This is a genomic window from Brucella sp. LJL56 (assembly GCF_054871705.1).
Map to the genome: position 1 here is coordinate 752389 of NZ_JBTXLQ010000001.1, position 20244 is coordinate 772632.

The following is a 20244-nucleotide window of genomic DNA, read 5'->3' on the forward strand; positions in this document are numbered from 1 at the left end:
CGTAAGATAGCTAGGGCTACCTTACCGCGGCGTTTCCACAACATGAAAGTTTCGTAAGGTTGCGAATAACAATCGGGCGATACGAGTGTTATTTGCCGTCGAGCAGGCGCGAGAGTTCCGTCTTTTCGCTTTCGGTGAGCGGTTTTGGCGCTTCACCCGCCTGTCTGCGCCCGCGAAAGGCAAAAATTAGCGCTACCGCACCGATCAAAAGAACGACGACCGGAAAGCCCCACAGAAGCACGGTACGCGCATTGAGGCGCGGTTTCAAAAGCACGAATTCGCCATAGCGGTCGACGATGAAGTCCATCACCTGTGCGTCGGTATCGCCTTCTTTCAGGCGGTCTCGCACGAGAATGCGAAGATCGCGGGCAAGTTCAGCATTGGAATCGTCGATGGATTCGTTCTGGCAGACCATGCAGCGCAGTTCGCCCGAAATTGTGCGGGCGCGCCTTTCAAGCGCTGGATCCGGCAAGATCTCATCTGGATTGACCGCAAGCGCCGTCGTCCCTTGAAGAGCCAGAGCAGCGCCGAGCAGAAGTGCCGCAAATGCCGACAGCTTTCTCATACTGTGGCCTCTGCTTCTTTCGACGTGGACTTGCGACTGCGCGAAGGCGCGCCGACCCGCAGACGGCGGTCCGCGAGTGAAAACAGCGCACCCACCATCATCACGAGAGCGCCATACCAGATGAGCGTTACGTCAGGCTTCCACCAGATGCGCACCACAGCCGATCCGTCACCTGGTTCATCTCCAAGCGCGACGTAGACCTGACTGAACCACAGCGTTTTGATGCCTGATTCAGTTGTCGGCATCTGGCGTGCCGGGAAGAACCGCTTGGACGGTTCGATCTGCCCGAGATTGCGCGCGCTGGAATCAAGCAGAGTGAAAGTGCCCCGATTTTCGGTAAAATTCGAGCCGGTCAGCGGACGAAGCCCCTCGAAGCGTAGCGTGTAATCCTGTACCTTGGCTGTATCGCCCGGACGCATGATCAGCACGTTCTCTGTGCCGAAGGTGGTCACGCTCACAATACCGAGCAGCGTCACACCAAGCCCGATATGGGCAAGCGCCGTGCCGAAAACCGAACGCGGCAAGCCTTTGAAACGTGCAAATGCTTTGCTCGCGGAAACCTTGCCGATGCCTGCCTTGAGGACGAGGTCGGTTAGGCTGCCGAAAATCAGCCATGTGGCAAGTCCAATTCCGCAAGCCGCCAGAACCGATTTCGCCGATGTGCTCCACAAAACGATTGCGGCTGCAAGAAGCGAGAGCGCGAAGGCGGTCATCAGCCGTTGCGACACGCCGTATAGATCGCCGCGCTTCCAGGCGAGCAGCGGGCCGAACGGAACTGCAAAAAGAAGCGGGATCATCAGAGGACCGAACGTCATGTTGAAGAACGGAGCGCCAACGGAAATCTTATCGCCGGTCATCACTTCCAGCAGCAGCGGATAAAGCGTACCGATCAGCACGGTCGCGGCAGCGGTTGTCAGGAATAGATTGTTGAAGACGAGAGCGCCTTCGCGGGAGATCGGGTGGAAGATACCGCCTGCTGTCAGGCTCTGTACCCGTAGTGCGAAGAGCGACAGCGATCCGCCGATGAAGATTGCGAGGATCGCCAGAATGAAAAGGCCGCGCCCCGGATCGGTGGCGAAGCTGTGAACCGAGGTGAGAACGCCGGAGCGAACAAGAAAAGTGCCGAGCAGCGACAGCGAAAAGGTGAGGATCGCCAGCAGCACGGTCCAGATTTTCAAGGCCGAGCGCTTTTCCATCACAAGTGCGGAATGAAGCAGCGCGGTACCAACCAGCCAAGGCATGAAGGATGCGTTTTCAACCGGGTCCCAGAACCACCAGCCGCCCCAGCCAAGCTCATAATAGGCCCAGTAGGACCCCATCGCGATGCCGCCGGTCAGGAACATCCAGGCGACCAGTGCCCACGGACGCACCCAACGCGCCCATGCAGCATCGAGACGCCCCTCCAGCAGAGCCGCCACGGCGAAGGAGAAGCACACCGAAAAACCGACATAGCCGAGATAGAGCAGCGGTGGATGGATCGCGAGGCCGATATCCTGAAGGATTGGGTTAAGGTCGCCACCCTCCATCGGAGCCGGGAAAATGCGGGTAAACGGGTTCGAGGTGAAGACGATGAACGCCAGAAAGGCAACGCCGATCCAGCCCTGCACTGCAAGGACATTGGCGCGCAGTGTTTCAGGCAGATTGCCGGAAAAAGCGGCGACCAGCGCACTGAAGAAGGTGAGAATGAATACCCACAGCAGCATGGAGCCTTCGTGATTGCCCCAGACGCCCGTGATCTTGTAGAGAAGCGGCTTTTGCGAATGCGAGTTCTCGACCACATTCAGAACCGAGAAGTCCGACACGATATAGGCATGAATCAGGACTGCCGATGCAAGGCAGATCAGCGCAAAGACAGCAATTGCTGTTGGCGCTGCAACTGACATGAGCTGCGTATCCCGGCGATGCGCGCCGACCACTGGCACAATCGATTGGATAATCGACAGGGCCAGCGCCAGAACCAGAGCGAAATGGCCGATCTCGACACTCATCTGCAGTCTCCATCAAGCACCAGCCGGACCATGGGTCCGATACGGAATGCTCTAATTTTTATTTGCCTTCCCAGACGCCCTTTTCCTTCAGGCTGTCGGCAAGATCCTTTGGAACGTAATTCTCATCGTGTTTCGCCAGTACATTGTCGGCGCGGAACACTCCATCGTCTCCGAAGCGTCCTTCAGCGACAACGCCCTGCCCTTCACGGAAGAGGTCAGGCGGAATACCTTCGAACACGACTTTCACGGTCTTGATCGTATCCGTCACCGTGAAACGCAGTTCGCTGCCTTCACGGCTGACGGAGCCCTCCTCAACCAGACCGCCGAGACGGAACCGCGAGCCGGAGGCCATATCCTGTTCGGTCAGGTCGGCCGGTGTGCGGAAGAAACGAATATCCTGGCTGAAAGCCATCAGCATCAACCCGACCGCCACAGCCAGAACCACCAGCGCGCCGCCGATCAGGATCAGGCGCTTCCGTTTTCTCTGGCTGATGGTCCGGGCAAAATTGCCGGTCGGTTTCATGCCGCGTGCATTGTCATCTGCGGTCGCGCTCATTGTTGTGCGTTCCCTGTCTCTAGTCCAAGACCGGCTGCGAAACTTTGAAGGTTCGACCGGCTTTCGCCCTGAAGGGCAGTCATTCCGCGATTGAAAGCGTCCAGCGCTGCATCGCGGCGGTTGAGGATCATATAGGAGCGCACCAGGCGCTTCCAGCCTTCGACATCCCCGCTATTCTGGCGAAGACTTTCATCAAGACGTTGAACCATGCCTTCGATCATCGCCTGCCGGTCTTCCGGGCTGAGCGACGAAGCCGCATCGACGTCGTCCGCCGTCGGTCCCTTCGACTGCTGTTCGCCGCCGGTAGCGGGATCGCGAAGCCGGGCGATAGCCTGTTCGATTTGACCGCGCCACGGCGCATCGGCAGGCGCTTTGTCGAGAAATGCCTGCAAGCGATTGGCGGCCATATCCATGCGACCATCCTGCATCTCGCCCTGTGCAAGGTAGAATTGCGGGCGAACATCATTCGGTTCGAGCTCGGCGGCTTTCTTGAAGAAGCCTTCGGCCTCGGCGGTCACAGTGCCGCCCGAAGCAGTCGCCAGTGCTTCACCCAGTCCCAAAACGCGTGGAAAATTCTCACCGGCGATGCGAATGGAACTGCGATATGCATTGACTGCATCAGCGGCTCGCCCCAGCCGCAAGTAGATCGGCGCCAGCACATCCCATCCGCGCACATCGCCGGGGTTCTGCGCCAGATGCGCTTCGGCACGCGCCACCAGCTCATCGACAGAGCCGCGATCCGCATTGGCCGAAAGCCGTTCGGCGAGCGGCATGGACGGCATGTCCGGTTTGCCGAAAAGCGGATAGATACCCCAGGCGATCAGCGGCACGGCGAGCACCGCCAGGAAAGCCAGCAACCGACCGGGTGCAGCCTTGCCCGCGGCCCCGGCTGCTTCCTTGCCTGACTTTTCAGCATTCAGAATGCGACGTGATATTTCAATGCGCGCCTGTTCGGCGCTCTGCGGATCGATCATGCCCCGCGCAGCATCGGCCTCGACCTCGCGCAACTGATCCCGATAGACCTCGAGATCGTTCTTTTCAGCGGGCAAGAATGCCTGCTTGCGCCGCGTGAGAGGCAACAAAACAGCCAGAGTGGCTGCCAATGTCAGTAATGTTGCAATAAGCCAGAATTCCATGGCTACGACTTAAGCGCAGCCAAGGGAAAAACCAACTACTACCTTCAGTAAGTGAGCGACTAGGGCAATTCGCCGCAAAGGCACGGTTAGGAATTGGAACACCTTTCAATCTGAATCTATCAAATTGAAAGGTGTTCCAATTATTTGTTTTGACGCGCATCCTGTCCGAAAACTGTCCCGCACTTTTCGGAATGCGCTTTAGGTGAGCGGCGTCCAGCTACCGTCCGGATTGCGACATGCCGTTCCACGCGCAGTCTGCTGTGATCCACCAATATTGAAACTGTGCGAATACTGGCGACAGTTTTGCGATCCGACCTGATAGGGCTGCGCCGCGGTCACGTCACCAGAATTCGATCCACTGCCGTTCCAGGACACGGCCTTGCCTGCCGGTGAATATTCAAGCGCACGATATTCCGCCTCCAGCGCCTTCTTGCGATCGGCTGCGTTCAACTGATTTGCAGAGCTGCCGAGAAGGCCGTTACCGAGCGACGTCAACAGGCTGGTTTCGGGCTTCTGTGCTGATGACCCGCCGCCCAGCGAGCCGAGACCAGTTCCCTTGCCGCCACCCGTTGTGCCGCAGGCAGACAATGCAAGCGACAAGGCGAGCATCATCAAAGTGACTGAAACTGGGTGAGAAAACCTGGATACCATCATCATAACAACCGGCCTTCATAAACAATTAGCATGCACACTATATCTGCATACGGCTTTTCAATTTAATCTTCTAGTTCGCTTTCAGGCAAAAACAACCGTCAATCTTGTGTCAACGGCAACACGACCCGGACACCCAAGCCACCGAACGAACTCATGCCAAGATGCAGGCTACCGCCATATTCGCGAACAGTGTCCTGCACGATTGCCAGCCCAAGCCCCGTTCCTGGTTTCGTTTCATCGACACGGCTGCCGCGCTTCAGCGCCGCCTCGATCTTGTCCGATGCCAGACCAGGCCCGTCATCTTCTATCAGGACTTCAAACTGTCGTTGCTCCCCAGAAGTAGGGGCAAGCCTGATGTTGATACGTTTCCGGCCCCATTTACCCGCATTTTCAAGGAGATTGCCGACCATCTCTTCCAGATCCTCCCGTTCCCCGGCAAAAACCGCGCCGGGCAGGTCATTCCTGAAGGTAACGCTGAAAGCCGGATTGAGTTTCGCAGTCACGCGCTGCATACGTTCGAGAACCGGGGGCACGGGCGTGCGAAAGACCACGCTGTCCCGTTGTGCCGCGATGCGCGCACGTTGCAGATAATGCTGTATCTGAACCTGCATCGCCTCGCTCTGCTCCTGAACGATGCGCCCGTGTTCGCCACCCATACTCCGCGCCTCGTTGACCAGCACGGAGAGCGGAGTTTTGAGAGAATGCGCAAGGTTGCCGACCTGCGTTCGCGAACGCTCGACAATGCGGCGATTGTTTTCGATCAGCGCATTCATTTCACTGGCGAGCGGTGCAATTTCGACAGGCAGCGAAGCGTCGAGCTTTGACGAGCGCCCCTCGCGAATATCAGCCAGCGCCTGACGCACCTTGTCGAGCGGTCGCAGGCCGAACAGGATCACGGCTGCATTGATGAGAATACTCCCGATACCGAAGATCGCCAGATAAGTTGCGAGGCTGGTTCTGAAATCGGATATCTCCTTCAGAACTTCGCTGAGATTGCCCATGACGCGAAAGCGCGCCACGCGGTTGGCATTGTCCAGAACCACTTCGGTTTCGACAATGAAAAGCTCCTCGCCGTTAAGGCCGGGCAAGGTGTAGCTACGCATGAAGGAGCTGTCGAAAGGTGCCTGCGTGATCGGCATTTCCGGAACAAAGCGCCCGATCAGAGAGGGCGACTGCAGTTTTCCGGTCAGGTTTGGCGTGACGGGATCGACGGACCAATACCAGCCGGAGAGCGGACTGGAATAGCGCAACTCACCCAGTTCCGGGCGTCCCTGCAACGAGCCTTCTCCCGACGTGCTGACAGCACCGACAAGGCTGAAAAGGTGGGCGGTCAGCAAGCGTTCGAAATTGCTACGCGCCGCATCGCCATAAAGCGACCCGATGAAGGTCGCCACCACGACGAGCGCGACGATGACCCAGATCGTCGAAAGGGTGACAACGCGGACCGCGAGCGAACGAAGAGGAGGAAAGACGCGAAGAAGCTTCTTCAGTTGTCGTTGCCTTTCGTTTCGCCCTCAACCTCCCCTTCGGAGCGGATGCGATAGCCCATACCGCGCACCGTCTCGATTAGGTCGACACCCATCTTTTTGCGCAGGCGACCGACAAAGACTTCAATCGTATTGGAATCGCGATCGAAATCCTGATCATAAAGGTGCTCGACCAGTTCGGTGCGCGAGACCACCTCGTCCATATGATGCATCAGATAGGACAGAAGCCGATATTCATGCGAGGTGAGCTTGAGCGCGACGCCGTTGACACTCGCCTTCGACGTTTTCGTATCGAGATAGAGCGGCCCGCAGACAAGTTCCGACGAGGCATGTCCCGCGGCACGGCGGATCAGCGCGCGCAGCCGCGCCAGCACTTCCTCAATATGGAAGGGCTTTGCCACATAGTCGTCGGCACCGGCGTCAATACCGGCGACCTTGTCACTCCAGCGGTCGCGGGCGGTGAGCATGAGAACGGGCATGGTGCGCCCGCTGCGCCGCCAGCGCTCCACGACGCTGATGCCGTCCATGCGCGGCAGGCCGATGTCGAGTACCACGGCATCATAAGGCTCGGTATCGCCGAGATAATGACCTTCTTCGCCGTCATAGGCGCGGTCGACCACATAACCGGCAGCAGCCATTGCTTCGGAAAGCTGCCGGTTCAGGTCCTTGTCGTCTTCAACGATCAGGATACGCAAGCGGACATTCTCCCTCAATTCATGAAAAACAGCAGTAAATGCCGTTATTATTGAGCGGGAACGGCCACTTCAACGCGGCGCGGACGCTCGCCATCGCGGCCCGGCACGAGCACGACGACCACGCACATGGGGCGGCCGTTCTGAGTCGTGGCGGTTGCCTTGGCAAGCTGGCCGCCCTGCTGGGCAGCCACCTGTTCGCCGACCGCCGCACAATCTCCGGCGGTGGCAACTATGAGATTGGACTTCTGTGGCGCAGTGATCGGCAAGGCACCGGCATCGACCGGCAGCAAGCCAATACTAACCGCGAGAAGCGCGAAAACTTTGAGTACAGAGTTCTGTTTCATCATGCCGCCTTATATAGCGCCCGAGAGCTGAACGATGCATGAACAACCATTCGTCTTCCGGACCCAAAGGAAAATTCAGCCTCTGACTATCACGCTTTGTAAAATTATGAAATGCGTGAAGTTGCCCCGATACGCCCGATTATCGTAACAATTCCGGCAATTGCGGTCGCCAGTTGCAGCAGAACATCCGTCAGGGCACCTTGGTCAATCACATCGATTGCCACCCCGAAAATGCCCGCAAGAGAGAGAAATAGCGCGACGAAACCCGCCCAGACCGTGCGCGAAAGATACCATGATTTATCTGCGTTCATATTTTTTCCTTTCAGTTGATGGTTGCAGCGACGTCCAGCAGTGCAAAATCACCCGGACCGCTCTTTGCGCCGATCATTGCGACACGAAACTGGAATGCCGCATTGCCGATATCGGCCTGTCTTTCGGCCAATCCATAAATCCATGAAGGCGTCGATGTCTGGGTGCTTCGTACCAACGTTCCATCCCGCCAGATTTCGATGCGATAGGCCTCACGCTCTTCGCCAAGCGGAATGTCCTCGCCAAGCCAGTCGTCGGCATCGATACGCCCGCGCCGGATCCAGCCAAAGGACAGATCGCCATTCGCCAGCCGCCCCCCCTTCGGATGAACCGGGCTGAGTGGACGTAAGCCGCGCATGCCGCCGCTCGATCGGACCGTATCGAAAAACTCGTCCGAAAAAGCCTTGCCAGCCGTTCCCACACGCCAGTTGAGTTCAAGTCCCACTTCCGCCGCCTGAACGCCGACCGAAACAACCGAACTATCCAGCAATATGAAGGGTGTCTCCGCTTCCTTCAGGACCGACGCAGCCCGCTCTGTCCCAAGCTGTCCGCGCAAGAGACGGCTGAGCTTCCAGCGGTTGAGACCGATTTCCTCCGCATCCAGAAACTGGAACACTTCCCATTCGCCATCGGGCGCACGCAAAAGAGCCGTATTGGCTCCGTTCAGTATCTGCGCCATTGGCCGCGACTGCAGCTCGCCCGAATAAAGCACAACCTCAATGGACTGCCCCTCGATCAAGCGTCCGCTCGGAGCGCCTTCCAGCGGCGCGGTCAGCTCGCCCATGATTGCCCGGTCCTGAACGATGATGCGCTCAGCAAAGCCGTCATCCGAAGGTGACGCGAATACCGCCGCGCCGCGCCATGGCTTCGCATGGCAGGCGATGCGGAACTGTCCAACAGGCTCTTCCGCGCCAGGCCAGAGCGGCAAATCGATAAGGTGAAAGATCGGCTTCATATCGAGAGCCGGCCCACCGCCGGGGCTGGTTGGCGTTTTGCCATGATCGGCAAAGGCGATGTTCGGCGCCAGCGCGGTTGCGCGGACAGTGCGGATTTCTCCGTCGTCCAGACCCGTCACGACATAGTTGCGCTCGCCGCCCATAATGGCGAGCCGCACGCGGTCTCCGACATGAAGCGCGGCCATTGACCAGGGCAGCGCGAAGTCTACCGAGCGCCGTTCTGCATAGCGCCGCGCCATCCAGGCTTCGGCGAGCGCCGTTGCCTGCCCCTGTTCCATGACACCGGAAAGGCTCAGTGTTTCCGTGCCCTGCCCCTCCTCGCGGCGGACCGAAGCGCCAGTAATCTGGAAATCCCGCAGCGGATCGTTGCAATAAAGCTCCGCCACGGAGGGCAGATCATCTCGATCTTCGATCGTGACCGTGAGACCTTCCCGGTCATCCGGCTGAACGAAATCAGGCAATTCGAGCACCGATCCTGCACGAGTGATGCTTTTGAACACAAAGCGCCCGGCCTGTTCAAACCCATGAACGCCAAAGACATTCAGAAGCGGTTCCAGCACGCCTCGCGCGCTCGATGGCTCACTGATGACAAATCCTGAAAGATAGCCATCGGCACCGGTACAATCGGCTTCCGGCAAACCGAAATCGCTTAGAATGCCAGCAATCAGCTCATCCAGCGACACACCGCTGATGCGCCCGTTCAGCCAATGGCCGAGACGCCAGTTTTCCGTATCGCCCCAGGTATCGGCAGCCAGCGGGAATTCTGGAAACGGCCTCGTATCCCACGACCAGAGATAGATGCGATCCATATCCAGCATCGGCTCGCCATAGAGCGGAGAAACAGGATTATTGTCCTGCCAGTGGCGATAATGCGCACGCAGAAAGCGATCCATGCCGATATCCGCGCGTGATCCGTTTGAAAAATACGGCGTCGCATTTTCCGACGATTTCGGGTCGGGGAAAACATTCGGCTGGTTCGCCCCCTTGTCGACGGCGGGACAGCCAAGCTCAGTAAACCAGAACGGCTTTGATTGCGGTATCCACGCAGTCGGTTGTGAAACCTCCGCCCCTGCGATGCGGTTATAATGCCGGTTGATCCACCAGCCCTCGAGGTCCTTGTAGCGATAGACCCATGGCTTGCCTGCAAGACCATCCGTAATGGGCGAACGCCTACGAGCCTCACGGTCTTCAGCGTTTGCGTAATACCAGTCATAGCCCTCGCCCGACGCCACATGAGCCGCCAAGCCATCCAGATCATAGGCCGTATTGAACCCATCCGGATTGCCATTGTCGAGATCATGATCGCGCCAGTCGGCAAGCGGCATGTAATTGTCGATCCCGATGGCATCGATGGCCGGGTGAGACCATAGCGGGTCAAGATTGAAGAACAGGTCGCCGCTGCCATCCTGCGCCTGATAGCCGAAATATTCCGACCAGTCGGCGCCATAGGTGATCCTGCAGCCGCTGCCGAGCTTTGCCCGCATTTCCGCGGCCAGCGTGCAAAGATGTGCGACGAAAGGGAAGCTGTCCTGTCCATCGCGGATGCCGGTGAGACCACGCAACTCCGATCCAAGCAGAAAGGCATCCACGCCACCCGCCTGCTCTGCCAGATCGGCGCAATGGTTGAGAAAGCGGCGATAGCCCCATTGCCCCTCAACAAAAGCCTGTACCTGTTCGCCCGCGGCAGACGTCTTGTCCGGTGAGCCGGCAATGCCGATGGCAGGATGACAGGTGATGCGCCCGCGCCACGGATAGGCGGGCTGACTGGCATCGCCATAAGGCGACGGCAACGGATTGCCCTCAGGCACATCCATCATGATGAATGGATATAAAGTTACCTTGAGGCCCCGCACCTTCGCATCACGAATGGCGGCAATCACGCTTTGATCGGATGGCGTTCCACCATAGGCCGCGCCCTCGCCGCTTGTGGAAATGAGATGGGCTGTTGCCCGCGTGACGTTTTCCACCGCCCACGCATGGCTCGGCTTGCGGGCTGAAAGCGCGGTGACACCGGGCCGAATCTGACAGGAACCGGCGCGCAAATTGTCGCCGAACCATGGCAGCACAATCGCAACGTGATGCAGGTCGGGACAAAGCGCCTGCAACTCGTCCATTGAAGCAGCCCAGTCGCTGCGCGCGCGCAGAATATTGCGGTTGATCCAGCGCTTCTGACCGGCAAGAGGTTCGTCGCTCACCGGATCGGGCGACAGGCCGAACTCCGTCGAACCGGGGATCAGTGCCACGGCCCGGACGGATTTCGCAACCTTGCCGATGGGCCGCATCACTTCGAACTGGAACTGCGGCAAACGATTGCCGAACCTGTCGAGCGGGATGCGCTCGAACACCACATAGGCTGTGCCGCGATAGGCAGGCGCATTGCCCGCCCCCTGTTTCGCCTCGATCAGCGGATCGGGAGCCTGCGTCTCCGTGCCGCGATAGATACGCATTTCAATCTCGGTGAGATCGAGTTCTTGTCCGTCGGCCCATATGCGGCGAATACCCGCTATCGAGCCTTCCGCGACAGCATAAGCAGCATTGCCGAAATAGCTGTAGCTGGTGACTTTCGGCCCGCCCTTGCCGCCCTGACGTTCAGTCGTCTTCTGTTCCTCGAAGCGGGTCGCCCAGATGAGCGTGCCGGAAACCCGGACCGTGCCATAGACAAAGGGCAGAGCCGCCCCTTCCTCCGCCGTGGCGACACGTCCGCCATTCAGGCGCGCACCTTCGACATGACGTGTGGAATTGATGAGCGCATTGTCGATGGCATAGCCGCCCATCGCGCCAAGACCCGCGCCGATAGCAGCACCGACAGGTCCGAAGATGCCGCCGACCGCTGCACCTACCGCTTGCAAAACGATTGTGGCCATGAATCAGATTTTCCGTTCGGGAAAGATGAAAATTCCAGCGATGCGATTGCGCCATTGCGGCACCAGCGCCGATGCCATCACGCTATGCCCCTGATAGGCATGGATGAAACGGTTATCATGCGCCATGATGCCCAGATGCTTGGCCGCAAGACCGGCCCGCCAGCGAAACACGACAAGGTCGCCGGGCATTGGTACGGGAGAAGCCCGCCGGTTCATATGACGGGACGCTGCTTCCAGCATTGGATCGCCGGTCAAGACTTCAGCCCAGTCAGGCGCATAGACGGCGGGTGCTTCCGGCTCGCAACCGTAGAGCGCCCGCCACACACCGCGCACAAGACCAAGGCAATCGCAACTGATCCCTCGCGTGGACGCGCCATGGCGATAGGGCGTGCCGATCCACCGTTCCGCCTCGGACAGAACTTCCTCGGCGATCGTCATGGAACGAGCACGCTCCCGTCATATTCATTGCCGCCGTTGACATAGGCATAGGCCGCGTCATTGCCCGGCAGATGCGGGAAACCGCGAAAATTGACACCATTCGCGAACCTGGCCTTGCAGGTCGCAAAGCTCTTGTCGCAACCGGCAATGATGCGAAACGCATCGCCTTGCGCGACTGGCAGAACAGGCGGTTCGACAAGTTTGAGAATCTGTCCGGCATGAACCGTCACGCGGACGCTCCGGCCGGCATTCGCACCGCCAGTCCAGTTGAGCATTCCTCCGAAAAACCAGCCCGAAGCAAAGCCGTCCAGACCTGCCGCAGTCAAGCTCAGGCCGTCCGCCGCCAGCACTGTTCCTTCTGCAAAGTAACGCGGATCGTTGACATCGACGCTGCAACGGCTGTCACCGAGACTGGCATCGCAATGGCGCAGAACCCGTCGCCCACGAACCGCGTCAAAGGCTGCCGCAGCTCCTTTCAGTTCCATCACGAACCGGCTACCAGACCGACTGATCTTGCCAGCCGTCCACCGGCGCAGAAGCATATTCTGTGCCGGTGCCGACCAGTTCACCAAATAGGCCTCGATGGAGGCGCCGTCATAGCGGCCCTGTTCAATGTCTATATCGCTGATCTTCACTGACGACAGAACGCCCTCGACCTCGCCGCCTGCCACCGACAGGCCGAGTGCAGTTGAGGCTTCGCTGCTGTTGAGACCGGTCAGAGGTTCGCAGGCAATCCCATCTACGGGTACCGTGCGATCATGATCGGTAAAGCCGAGAACAATGCCGTCGCTTCTTCTGATAAGCCAGGCGAAGCAATGGCTTGTCACCTCGCCCTGCAAATGTGATTCAAGTTCTGCCGGAACCGGGATCATATCTTCACCTCTATGATCGGGATCGAAGGAATTTCACCCGCCTGAAACGAGGCAATGCTTGCCGTCAGGCGATCCGTGTCGAAACGCACCGGCACATCGAACAGAAACCCCGCAGTTATGATTGCGCCCGGCGCTGGCACGTAATCCGGTGAAAATGTGGCCGTTCCAGCGGTGTGATCCACGGTGAAGGCTTCGCTTTCCGGCAGGATCACGCCATTTGCCGCGACCAGCACGGAACCGGCGACGGGATGTGTGATCGGACGGTCGTAGGTCTCATAATGCTTGACGAGCTGAAAGCTAACTTTCGCCCCATCGCCGACACCGATCCGCTGATCGCTCGCCTGGGGTGGCGCGCTGCCGATAGCTGACGAAAAATCGAATGGATCGCGAAAGCGGAATGCATGAAGCGATCCGCGCCGCGCTTCGAAAAAGGCCAGCACCTGCCTCAAATCATCCAATGAACGCAAACCGGTCCCCGCATCGAAATGACGGCGGGAATGCGCCCAGCGGGCATTGCGCTTTTCCATACCGGAGGTGAGCGTCACGATTTCGTTGCGCCATTCTGGCCCACCGGTCGAACCGAACGAAACGCCAAGCGGAAAGCGCACATCATGAAAGGCTTCGATCATGGTCTTGTTTCCTCACGCATGATCTGGTCCGAAAACCGGTTCCCACTTTTCGGGATCATGCTCAAAGCCTCCTTGCGCCGCGACGCACCGCGCCTGCCAGCATCGTCGAAAGCTGCGCCTCCGACTTGCGGAAAGACGAGGCATCCGGCGACGTCATATTGAAGACAACCTGTGCCGGCTTGCCGCCGCCGCCCGTCGCAATGCCCAGGCGACCATCTGCGCCGCGTGCAAGCGGCAGAATGGCCTCTGCACCCGCCTCGCCCGTCAGGCCGAGCGAGCCGTTGCCCATGCCGAAATAGGTCGGGCTCGACACCACGCCGCCCTTGGCAAAGGGCATGATGCCGCGAATGCCGCTGAAAAGTCCGCCCATCATCGATGAGGTGAGGTTTTGCAAGGGCTGCATGCCTGCCGAAAGCGCAGTCCCGGCCAGATTGCTTGCAAGGCCGCGCAGCACGTCCTCCAGCCCCTTGCCGGATGTGATAGCGCCTTTCAAGGCAGAGCTCAGGCTGTTGCCGAAGCTCGACGAGCGCTTTTCGAGGTCGGTCAAGGCACGGTCGAAGGCGCTCGTATCCGCATTGACGGATACGGTAACTGTTTCATCTGTCATAATTCACCTGTCGGGAAAGGCGCGCATCAGTGTTTCGAGTGACTGGCGCGAAGGCGCGTCGAAAACCGGCGCGGCTGAGCCAAGTGCGGCGTTCAGTTCACGCGGCGTCATCGACCAGAATGCCTGTGGGGAAAGCCGCAGCAGACCGAACCCCGCCCGCAGCGCCTCATCCCAGGGAAATGGCTTTTGCGGTGGAGGTTTCGATTCAACTGCGGCCCTCACGGGTTTGGCGGCGAATCCTTTTCAGGCGATCCGAAAGTAACCGTCAGCAGCGATGCGACAATGCGGGCGAAGCCTGCGGCCCCGCCCTCTGCGCGCATGTCGGCCACGTCGTCCGTGCTGACCGCATGACCGCCACCGCGAAGCCCGGCGCAGAGAATGCGCTGCATGTCGCGCGCTGACAGCCGCCCCGTCGAAAAACGCGCTGTCAGGTCTGAAAGATTGTCGACCTCGAATGCCGATTCCAGTTCCGCCAGCGCGCCAAGCGTCAGGCAAAGCGTCCAGTCGCGGTCATCAAGCCGAGCGGCGACTTCGCCACGATGACGATTGACCATCATAGCGCCTCGCCGAAGGTGATGAGGCTTGCCGATTCCAGCGCGATCTCGAAAGTCACTTCCGCATCGTGATTGCCGCCATATTCCAGCGCCGTTATCTGGAACGGCCCGCTGATCGTGCCGAAATCCGGCAGGACAATCTGCCAGTCGCGGATCTCGCCCTCGAAGAATATCCGGCGGATCAGCGCATCGGATGCAGCATCCTTGAAGATGCCCGATCCGCTGACGGATGCGCGCTGAACTCCGCTCCCCGCAAGCAATTGCCGCCAGCGCCCGGCAGCGTCGGCGTCCGTTACATCCACGGTTTCGGCGTTGAACGCGATACGCTTGGTGCGCAAACCCGCGCAGGTTTCAAACGTACCGTCGTCGCGCATCGTCTTGAGCAAGATGTCCTTGCCTCTCTGTGCTGCCATTCAAATCTCCCTGAAATTTAGTCTGCGGGTTCGGTCACGGCGCGATAGCGCATGGTACCGAGATAGCTGCCCAGTCCGTCGGTATTGCGCGCCAGAACTTCGGTCAGCATCAGGTTCACAAGCCGGTGCCCGTTCACCTCAACCGGTTTTTCGTCGAGCGCCGTTGCAATCCTGGCGGCAATGTCCAGCACGCGTTTACGCCCGCTTTCCTTCGCCCATATCTGGATATTGAGAAAATGCTCGCCGCCCTTTTCGGTCGATGTATCCCAGTCGCGGCTGGCGGTCTCGCCGAGCGTCACATAGGGAAAGGGTGTTTTCGGCGGAACATGGTCATAGATGCGCTCCCCGCCAATCGATTCAATGAGTTCGTCATCCTTCTTCAGAGTCTCAAACAGAGCCTTCTGCAATGCTGCCGCGCCATTCCTCATGCGTGCCCCCGCCTGCATTTTTGGTTGTCCGAATGCCGGTATCATCCGATCCCGACGCCTGTTGAACCATGATGGCCTCCCCGGCCGACAACGCTTTCCAGCGCAGCGCCCGGACAAGACCATCGAATGTAAGTTGCATTGAAATATTCATCGCCCCTGCTCGCTCGCCAGACAGACGAGATAGCGCTCGCTTTCATCAGGATCGTGGATGGAACGCAGCGAAAAGACCCGTCCGGCCTTGCGCAATCGCATGGCGGTCGAAACATCCCGGCGGAACCGCAACAGGATGCGGTGCGTCACTTCCGGTTGCGGACGTGTGCCGAAATCCTTCTGCGATGTGGAAAGCGGTTCGATCCGCCCCCATACCATGCCGACTTCGGACCAGCTCTCGTCGTAACCGCCCATACCGTCCGCCACCGGCTGCATCGCTTCCAGCACCAGCTCGGATGTGAGCTGGCCCGGATCGATGAAAAGCACGTTGTTCATAGAGACACCCTCTTCCAGCTATCGATCATCTGGTTGATGACCGGCGGGAAGGAGCGCGATGCGGCATCTGCATCGACACCGGCGCGTGACTCGTAAAGATGCGCGACAAGCATCAGGATCGCATGTTTGAGAGCGTCCGGGACCTCGACGCCGCTCTCTCCGAATCCGGCCACGAAATCGACTTCGAGGCCGATGAATTGCGCTGCATCAGGATATTGCGCCATATAAAGACGCTGTGGCCTGCGGTTATGATGCAGGACGAATTCTTCCGGCTCGAAACTGATTGCGGTTCCATCCTGCCTGTATGCCACTACAGCCGTAACCGATTTGACGGGATATTTGAACAGGGCAAGACGGCCCGAGCGCGGCCAGCGATCGACACGCAGGCGCCAGGTCTGATCGATCAGCGACAGGCCGGTTTCAGCCTCGATGATTTCGCGGGCAGTCGCGATGAGACGACGCAGAATATCGTCCTCGCCATCCGTGGAAATTCGCAAAAATGCACGCACGTCAGCTATCGTCACCGGCCCCAGCACCGGTGGCGTGACAAGAAACATTGTCATGGATTGTCCCCTAAATGATAACTTTCAAATCAGGCAGTTAAACACGAACTCCGGGTGGAGATTCACCCGCTTTGAAACTGGAAACTACCTGCCAAAACCGGCAGGACAGATCCAAAATCCCCTGAGAAAACTGACAGCTTTGAAACCGTCAATCTGATCAGGCCGCGAATTTCAGCAGTTTGATTGCCTCGAAATCCTGCACCCCGCCACCGACGCGCTTCGTGGTGTAGAAGAGCACATAAGGCTTGGCCGAATAAGGATCGCGCAGCACACGCACGCCGATGCGATCCACCACCAGATAGCCGCGCCCGAAATCACCGAAAGCGATGGCCGGACTGTCGGCTGCGATATCCGGCATATGCTCGGCCTCGACCAGACCAAAGCCCATCAGCGAAGCCTTTTCGCCGACAGCGGATGGCGGCTGCCACAGATAATTGCCATCCTTGTCCTTGAGCTTGCGCAATACGCTCTGCGTCTTGCGGTTCATGACGAAGTTGGCATTCTGGCGATAACCGGCACGCAGACCGTAGATAAGCTCGATCAGCTTGTCCGACGGGTCTTCTTCCGGCAAGGCACCCGCAACGCCGGTTGCAATATGGCCGATCTTGCCCCACGCCCAGGCATTATCCGCCACGCTCTCGTAGTTCAGGAAACCGCGCGGCTTGTTGACACCGTCGCCATTGATGAAGGCTGCACCTTCCTGTTCGGCAAAGGCTGCTTCTACTTCCTCGGCAATCCACCGTTCGACATTGATCGCCGCATCGTCGAGGAGCGAGGAAGTCGCTGCCGGCATGGCGTAGATTTCCATGGTCGGGAACTGCAGTTCGGCCAGCTTTGCCGATGCCGTCTGTGGACGTGCATCGGTTTCGCCGACCCAGCCCGTGGCCGGACCGCTGACCGAGAACGGCTTTTTCAGCACAGCGCCTGAAACCTGGCGCACGCTGGAAATGCCACGGATCGGCGACAGGACGGCAAGCCTGCGTCCGATCTCGGTTTCCAGTTCTGCAGGCACCAGATAGCCGCCATCCGGACCGGAGGCATAGGAATGTGCCTTCTGCTCGATGCCACGCAGCGTCTGTTCGTCGCCGCGACGAACATAGCCATCGAACGCCTGCTTGTGTTCGACATTGATGACAGGTGTGGTACCACCCAACGGCGGGCGCGCCTGCTTGAGAACATATTGATCGAGCGCCGCCTTCTGCTCGTCGAGCGAGCGGTTGATGCGGTCGACCTTGTCGCGCAGCAGCACATCGGAATCCGCACCCTTTTCGACCTTCTTCAGCCGTTCGTCATTAGCTTCACGAAATGCCGAGAAGGCCGTCATGAACTCGTCGAAAGCCTCGGATACATCACCATCATTGTGGCCAAGCGCCTTCGTTTCCACGCTCTTGATTTCGAGCGGGATGGTCTGGTTTTCTTCCATTTATGTCCTGTGGTTTCGTTGTTTCAGATTATTTTTGCAGCTTCACGCATACGCTGCGCGAGGCTTGTTTCCCGGCTCGACAGGTGAGCGTCCCGCCCCTGCCCATCGCCAGCGAGTGCCGCAAAGCCCTTGGCTATGACGGTTTTCGCGGCAGTTCGGCTCAGCCCCGCATCCCGCGTGAGCCAGCGTTCGAATTCACGGATCGTCGGCAGCGTCGCCTTGACGCTGCTGACACGCGCCTGCGGCAGCATCGGAAAGGTGACGACCGAGATTTCCCAAAGATCGGCTTCGATGATATGGCGCAGGCCGGTGCGCGCATCCTTGCGCGCCTTGACGGTGCGAAAGCCGATGGACAGGCCGTCCAGCCCGCCACCGCGCATCAACTCCAGCGCATCGCGTGCCCGCGCCACGCCCTTGGCCAGCCTGCCCTCGACATAAAGGCCACGCGCATCCTCTCGGATCGCGGTCCAGACACCAATCGGCTCGCTCGCATCATGCTGCCAGAGCATACGCACACCCGACACGCCGCCCTTGGTGAGCGAGCGGGCGAAAGCGCCCCGTTCGATCACGTCATTGCCGAGATCCGGCAGACCGAAAACACTCGCATAGCCCGAAAAGCTGCCATCCAGCTCGACATCCTCGATAGCGAGAGCAGCCTGTTTCGTTTCCAGCCGCATATCAAGCATCGCCATTATGGCTCCTTTCCTCCGGCAGGATTCCGGGGATGGGTGCCTGCTTCAGCCGTTCGGAAAAACGCTTGAAGATGCCGAGTGCCGACCAGGCCGCAAGACTTGCCGCAGCCGATCCCATCAGCACCAGTTCCGCCCGGCCAAGCAATCCGCCAAGGGCCAGCGTTTCGGAAATCTTGACGCCTGCTGCCCCGCCGAAAACCATGCCGCAAATAATGCCGACTGCGAAACGGATCGCCGCTTCGCGCTTTCCGTGCGGCAGCATATAGGCCAGCGACACGGCAGAGCCTGCCACCGCGCCCGCCATTTTGGCGAACCATATCCATGCTGCCTCCGAGGCAAATACCGCATCGTTGAGGTTGGTCATGACGGTCTCCTTTCTGAATGGGGCTGATAGCCAACCGCATCGCGTTTTTCTTCGTCGGTGAGGAATGACGCATCGGAAATGCGCCGCCACAGCGATTCCCGCTCGGATGACAGCCCCTCTATGCGGTCGATATCGTGATCGAGCCGAAGACCGTCACCGAAATACGGGCCAAGCCATCCGGAGAAGGCCTTGGCGGCACGGCCTATCAGCGGCAGCACCGTCAGCCGGTAAAAGGCGCGATTGGCCTCCGCATAATTGGCATAGGTATTGTCGCCCGGAATGCCGAGCAGCATCGGCGGCACACCGAAGGCAAGCGCGATGTCGCGGGCGGCACCGTTCTTGGCTTCGATAAAATCCATGTCCTGTGGACTGTAGCCCATGGCCTTCCAGTCCAGACCGCCTTCCAGAAGCAGCGGACGCCCGGCACCGGAAGCACCGGTATAACCTTCCTCCAGTTCTTCCTTGAGACGCTCGAACTGCTCCTCGGTCAGATTGCCGCCATCCTTCGGCGCATAGACCAGCGCGCCGGAAGGCCGGGCCGAATTGTCGAGCAGAGCCTTGTTCCAGGCGCCTGCCGCATTATGAAGATCAAGCGCCATGAGGGCTGCTTCCAGCGGCGGAAATCCGTAATGGTCATCCAGCGGATGAAACAGCTTGAGTTGCAAAGCAACCGCCCCGTCACTCCCAAGAGACAGCCGCCTGCCTGCACTTCCTGGGCGATAGACCAGTGCCTGCGGCCAGCCGTCAGGGTCGGTCTCGACGCTGACCCGCTCCGGGCGCAGAAGGTGCAGTTCCATGCGACCGCTCGGCAAATCGACGCGTTCGACATAGGCATTGCCGGAAATCAGCAGATGCCCATAAAGCCGCTCGAAGAATGTCGCTCCGTCCAGCCCGGCCTGCGGGCGGGCAATCAGGTCGAGCAGAGGATGCGTTTCATGTTCGGTTGCGCCCTCATAAAGCAGCCACGGCACGCTGCTTGCCGCTTCCGCAATCATGCGCACGCAGCGATGGGCGACCGGATTGCGCATGAAGCCTTCTCGCGCTAGCGAGGTGTAATCCCGCGCAATCCACGATGCGCCATGATCCATATGCAGCGCGACAAAGCCGTTCGCCATTTTTGTCTGATGCGGGGCGTCGGACTTTATGGCAGATACAGGCGTGCTTCGTCGCCCCGGCCATTTTCGGACCCAGTTCCATGCCATTCGATGGCCTTTCCAAAAT

Annotated in this window: 25 protein-coding genes; all 25 read right to left on the reverse strand. The window is 59.2% G+C overall.

The genetic code is table 11. The features are described from left to right. Positions 1 to 88: 88 nt before the first annotated feature. Positions 89 to 565: a cytochrome c-type biogenesis protein gene (locus ACYSN1_RS03690; RefSeq protein ID WP_461724439.1), complete on the reverse strand. Its 477-nt coding sequence runs from the start codon at positions 563 to 565 to the stop codon at positions 89 to 91. Then, entirely contained in the window at positions 562 to 2553 is a 1992-nt protein-coding gene (locus ACYSN1_RS03695; protein ID WP_461724440.1) for a heme lyase CcmF/NrfE family subunit, read from the reverse strand. The genes ACYSN1_RS03690 and ACYSN1_RS03695 overlap by 4 nt, the downstream gene beginning before the upstream one ends. Positions 2554 to 2611: 58 nt before the next feature. Beyond that, positions 2612 to 3109 carry a cytochrome c maturation protein CcmE gene (ccmE, locus tag ACYSN1_RS03700; protein ID WP_461724441.1) on the reverse strand — a complete coding sequence of 166 codons (498 nt, stop codon included), beginning with the start codon at positions 3107 to 3109 and terminating at the stop codon, positions 2612 to 2614. Beyond that, positions 3106 to 4245, reverse strand: a complete 1140-nt coding sequence (gene ccmI, locus ACYSN1_RS03705; RefSeq protein WP_461724442.1) for a c-type cytochrome biogenesis protein CcmI — start codon at positions 4243 to 4245, stop codon at positions 3106 to 3108. Before ccmI ends, ccmE begins: the two co-directional genes overlap by 4 nt. A gap of 198 nt (positions 4246 to 4443) precedes the next feature. Further along, complete coding sequence (locus ACYSN1_RS03710; RefSeq protein WP_461724443.1) at positions 4444 to 4902, reverse strand: hypothetical protein; 459 nt, start codon at positions 4900 to 4902, stop codon at positions 4444 to 4446. 95 nt (positions 4903 to 4997) lie between these two features. Next, positions 4998 to 6296: an ATP-binding protein gene (locus ACYSN1_RS03715; RefSeq protein ID WP_461724444.1), complete on the reverse strand. Its 1299-nt coding sequence runs from the start codon at positions 6294 to 6296 to the stop codon at positions 4998 to 5000. Positions 6297 to 6385: 89 nt separating this feature from the next. After that, positions 6386 to 7081 carry a response regulator transcription factor gene (locus ACYSN1_RS03720; RefSeq protein WP_140019874.1) on the reverse strand — a complete coding sequence of 232 codons (696 nt, stop codon included), beginning with the start codon at positions 7079 to 7081 and terminating at the stop codon, positions 6386 to 6388. A 47-nt stretch (positions 7082 to 7128) separates the two neighbouring features. Next, complete coding sequence (locus ACYSN1_RS03725) at positions 7129 to 7425, reverse strand: hypothetical protein (protein WP_461724445.1); 297 nt, start codon at positions 7423 to 7425, stop codon at positions 7129 to 7131. 104 nt (positions 7426 to 7529) lie between these two features. After that, positions 7530 to 7736, reverse strand: a complete 207-nt coding sequence (locus ACYSN1_RS03730) for a hypothetical protein (protein ID WP_461724446.1) — start codon at positions 7734 to 7736, stop codon at positions 7530 to 7532. An 11-nt stretch (positions 7737 to 7747) separates the two neighbouring features. Further along, positions 7748 to 11554: a baseplate multidomain protein megatron gene (locus ACYSN1_RS03735; RefSeq protein WP_461724447.1), complete on the reverse strand. Its 3807-nt coding sequence runs from the start codon at positions 11552 to 11554 to the stop codon at positions 7748 to 7750. A 3-nt stretch (positions 11555 to 11557) separates the two neighbouring features. Next, positions 11558 to 11992 carry an NlpC/P60 family protein gene (locus ACYSN1_RS03740; RefSeq protein WP_461724448.1) on the reverse strand — a complete coding sequence of 145 codons (435 nt, stop codon included), beginning with the start codon at positions 11990 to 11992 and terminating at the stop codon, positions 11558 to 11560. Then, positions 11989 to 12864, reverse strand: coding sequence for a DUF2163 domain-containing protein (locus ACYSN1_RS03745; protein ID WP_461724449.1), 876 nt, complete (start codon positions 12862 to 12864; stop codon positions 11989 to 11991). Before ACYSN1_RS03745 ends, ACYSN1_RS03740 begins: the two co-directional genes overlap by 4 nt. Beyond that, a complete protein-coding gene (locus tag ACYSN1_RS03750) occupies positions 12861 to 13493 on the reverse strand; it encodes a phage distal tail protein, Rcc01695 family (protein WP_461724450.1) in 633 nt (210 codons plus the stop codon). The genes ACYSN1_RS03745 and ACYSN1_RS03750 overlap by 4 nt, the downstream gene beginning before the upstream one ends. A gap of 61 nt (positions 13494 to 13554) precedes the next feature. Continuing rightward, positions 13555 to 14100 carry a phage tail tape measure protein gene (locus tag ACYSN1_RS03755; protein ID WP_461724451.1) on the reverse strand — a complete coding sequence of 182 codons (546 nt, stop codon included), beginning with the start codon at positions 14098 to 14100 and terminating at the stop codon, positions 13555 to 13557. A 3-nt stretch (positions 14101 to 14103) separates the two neighbouring features. After that, the gene (locus ACYSN1_RS03760) at positions 14104 to 14322 is read right to left on the reverse strand and encodes a rcc01693 family protein (protein ID WP_461724452.1); all 219 of its coding nucleotides are present in this window, start codon (positions 14320 to 14322) and stop codon (positions 14104 to 14106) included. Then, a complete protein-coding gene (locus ACYSN1_RS03765; protein ID WP_461724453.1) occupies positions 14319 to 14657 on the reverse strand; it encodes a gene transfer agent family protein in 339 nt (112 codons plus the stop codon). Before ACYSN1_RS03765 ends, ACYSN1_RS03760 begins: the two co-directional genes overlap by 4 nt. Then, positions 14654 to 15067 (reverse strand): phage major tail protein, TP901-1 family, encoded by a 414-nt coding sequence (locus ACYSN1_RS03770; RefSeq protein ID WP_461724454.1) that lies wholly within the window; start codon positions 15065 to 15067, stop codon positions 14654 to 14656. The genes ACYSN1_RS03765 and ACYSN1_RS03770 overlap by 4 nt, the downstream gene beginning before the upstream one ends. Positions 15068 to 15084: 17 nt before the next feature. Then, a complete protein-coding gene (locus ACYSN1_RS03775; protein ID WP_461724455.1) occupies positions 15085 to 15495 on the reverse strand; it encodes a DUF3168 domain-containing protein in 411 nt (136 codons plus the stop codon). Continuing rightward, positions 15455 to 15634 (reverse strand): hypothetical protein, encoded by a 180-nt coding sequence (locus ACYSN1_RS03780; protein ID WP_461724456.1) that lies wholly within the window; start codon positions 15632 to 15634, stop codon positions 15455 to 15457. Before ACYSN1_RS03780 ends, ACYSN1_RS03775 begins: the two co-directional genes overlap by 41 nt. An 8-nt stretch (positions 15635 to 15642) precedes the next feature. After that, a complete protein-coding gene (locus ACYSN1_RS03785) occupies positions 15643 to 15981 on the reverse strand; it encodes a phage head closure protein (RefSeq protein WP_461724457.1) in 339 nt (112 codons plus the stop codon). After that, entirely contained in the window at positions 15978 to 16544 is a 567-nt protein-coding gene (locus ACYSN1_RS03790) for a head-tail connector protein (protein ID WP_461724458.1), read from the reverse strand. Before ACYSN1_RS03790 ends, ACYSN1_RS03785 begins: the two co-directional genes overlap by 4 nt. Positions 16545 to 16701: 157 nt before the next feature. Beyond that, positions 16702 to 17967: a phage major capsid protein gene (locus tag ACYSN1_RS03795; RefSeq protein WP_461724459.1), complete on the reverse strand. Its 1266-nt coding sequence runs from the start codon at positions 17965 to 17967 to the stop codon at positions 16702 to 16704. A gap of 23 nt (positions 17968 to 17990) precedes the next feature. After that, positions 17991 to 18659: an HK97 family phage prohead protease gene (locus ACYSN1_RS03800; protein WP_461724460.1), complete on the reverse strand. Its 669-nt coding sequence runs from the start codon at positions 18657 to 18659 to the stop codon at positions 17991 to 17993. Then, a complete protein-coding gene (locus ACYSN1_RS03805; RefSeq protein ID WP_461724461.1) occupies positions 18646 to 19023 on the reverse strand; it encodes a DUF6107 family protein in 378 nt (125 codons plus the stop codon). The genes ACYSN1_RS03800 and ACYSN1_RS03805 overlap by 14 nt, the downstream gene beginning before the upstream one ends. Then, positions 19020 to 20225: a phage portal protein gene (locus tag ACYSN1_RS03810; RefSeq protein WP_461724462.1), complete on the reverse strand. Its 1206-nt coding sequence runs from the start codon at positions 20223 to 20225 to the stop codon at positions 19020 to 19022. The genes ACYSN1_RS03805 and ACYSN1_RS03810 overlap by 4 nt, the downstream gene beginning before the upstream one ends. Between the last annotated feature and the right edge of the window lie 19 nt (positions 20226 to 20244).